Origin of the sequence: Microcoleus sp. S13_C3, assembly GCF_036700905.1 — a bacterium.
Lineage (GTDB): Bacteria > Cyanobacteriota > Cyanobacteriia > Cyanobacteriales > Microcoleaceae > Microcoleus.
Genome location: NZ_JAUBPT010000281.1, coordinates 2,594 through 5,230, shown reverse-complemented (window position 1 = coordinate 5,230; position 2,637 = coordinate 2,594). Strand labels below are relative to the sequence as shown.

General features: G+C 51.6%; 2 protein-coding genes. Both read right to left on the bottom strand.

The genetic code is table 11. From position 1 onward, the window contains the following. Nucleotides 1-373 precede the first annotated feature (373 nt). On the bottom strand, nucleotides 374-1,135 hold the full coding sequence (locus tag QUA16_RS35605; RefSeq protein ID WP_333109457.1) for a hypothetical protein: 762 nt from the start codon (nucleotides 1,133-1,135) through the stop codon (nucleotides 374-376). 170 nt (nucleotides 1,136-1,305) lie between these two features. Further along, nucleotides 1,306-2,637 (bottom strand): WD40 repeat domain-containing protein (locus QUA16_RS35600; RefSeq protein ID WP_333109455.1); only part of this gene is annotated, 1,332 nt, incomplete at its 5' end.

The window sequence follows — 2,637 nt, the reverse complement described above, 5'->3', positions numbered from 1 at the left end:
TTCTTTCCTCCTGACTCCTGACTCCTGACTCCTGGCTCCAATTTCTAGCGGAGGGCTGCATAAGTGAGATGCTCCCTCTTTTTCCGCTGATCGAAGGCTCTGGTGTTGCTCAAAATCGAATAAATGCTACAGATCCATATATGCTAATTACTCAAAAAATTATCTGGAAATCAACCGAAAATATCAAAAAAAAGGCTCCAAAAACTGGGCAATATTTGGAGGAGCGCGGGCATTATCTAGATAAACTACGATCGCCCCTTCCTCTTGTCCCGCACCCTCAATGACCGAAAAAAGGGGAGACAAGCGCCGTCTTTTTAGGACGGCTTTCGCGTCTCTAATCCTCTAATTAATTGCCTGAGTGCTTCAACACACCCTACAGGTTTAAGCTTGACGCACCACTACCAGTTGCTACAATTTGCTTGAGAAGGCGGTCTAACGCCTTGGGGTTATCCAGATCCACCGCTTGTAGCAGGCCCGAATCCACCAGTGCACAGGCCCGTTCGTCTGTCACCGTTCCATTCAACGCCGCCACCAAAATATCCGCCGTCCGTCCACTGCCTGCGATCGCCACGATCGGGTGTTTTGCCTTCACGCTCTCCTGTGCATCTTTCCAGGTAATTTCGCCCCCATTGATTAAAACAGTGACAGAGGGCAAACCACCGGATAGGACACTGGCGATCGCCGCCATCCAGGGAGACTCATCCCCCCATTGCGAACCCGGAACCAGAATAAAATGGGTGTGATAGGGTTCTAAGGCACACGCATCTTCTGCCGGAGGTGGCTGATTCGGTAATGTTGCCAAACCGACCGAGGTAACGCCAATCAGAAGAAAAGTGCCACCCATTTGGTAACGAGCCTCCCCCATCATTTGCATGATACCCGCATCGGTTCCGCCATCGACGACGTAGGCATTTAAGGACTCGGCAAGGGGAGCTAGGACTGTTAGAAAGAGCGATCGCAGCCGTTCCCGATCGGCCTCACTGAGTTTACTGGCACCACCAACCACCACGATGACTGGACGCGGACTAGAGAGTCCCAGTTGCTCCAAAGTTAGGGTGAGGTCGGCATGGGCTTGAGGATAGAGGGCTTTTGCCGTCAGACCGTTGGAAAATTCGATCGATAAAAATTCTTGCATGAACAAAAAATACAACTCAGGATAAGAGAATCGCTTCCGGGGAAATAGTTATAGCAACCGCCACATCGGTATTGACATAATTCAGCTCATGAATATATCGCCAAATCCATCACCATAAACAGCCAGTCCTGTCAACTATCAACTGCTATATTATGTCTTGAAAATGAGGTCTATTGTTTCAATCCAGCCTTGCCGTTGTTTTTTGTGATTATCCGCTCTCGATTCACCAGAAATTGGGCATTTTGGGTGTCGTTCCAGATTAATTGCTGACAGGTTTTAGCAGCATCTTTAGCCACCTCGATCGTTTCAGCATCTTCTTTCAGCAGCGTTTCCGGCGCAACTAAGATTGGATGCGCGATTAACCCGTTGCACGCCACCTCCAGCCAATCTTGCCAATTGCCACCGCGCCACAGGCGAACGGTCTTGTCCCAACTGCCACTGACGATCGTCTTGCCGTCCGGACTAAATGCCACTGATTTGACCCCACCCTCATGCCCTTTGAAGGGTTGACCGATGGCATAGCCTTGCTTATTCCACAGGCGAACCGTCTTGTCATTGCTACCACTGACGATCGTCTTGCCGTCCGGACTAAATGCCACTGACAAGACCACCTCCTCATGCCCTTTGAAGGGTTGACCGATGGCTTTGCCAGAGGTATCCCACAGGCGAACCGTCTTGTCTATACCGCCACTGACGATCGTCTTGCCATCCGGACTAAATGCCACTGAGTTGACCCCACCCTCATGCCCTTTGAAGGGTTGACCGATGGCTTTACCCGACTTGTCCCACCGCAGAACCGTCCGATCTTGACTACCACTGATGATCGTCTTGCCATCCGGACTAAATGCCACTGACCAGACCTCACCCTCATGCCTTTTGAAGGGTTGACCGATCGCTTTGCCAGAGATGTCCCACAGGCGAACGGTCTTGTCCAGACTGCCAGTGACGATCGTCTTGCCGTCCGGACTAAATGCTACTGACAAGATCGCACCCTCATGTCCTTTGAAGGGTTGACCGATGGCTTTACCCGACTTGTCCCACCGCAGAACCGTCCCATCTAGACTACCACTGATGATCGTCTTGCCATCCGGACTAAATGCCACTGACCAGACCTCACCCTCATGCCTTTTGAAGGGTTGACCGATCGCTTTGCCAGAGGTATCCCACAGCCGAACCGTCTTGTCATTGCTAGCACTGACGATCGTCTTGCCGTCCGGACTAAATGCCACTGAGTTGACCCAATCCTCATGCCCTTTGAAGGGTTGACCGATGGCTTTGCCAGAGGTATCCCACAGCCGAACTGTCTTGTCCCAACTGCCACTGACGATCGTCTTGCCGTCCGGACTAAATGCCACTGAGTTGACTGCATTCTCATGCCCTTTGAAGGATTGACCGATCGCTTTGCCAGAGGTATCCCACAGCCGAACCGTCTTGTCCCACCAACTGCCACTGACGATCGTCTTGCCGTTCGGACTAAATGCCACTGAGCTGACACCACCCTC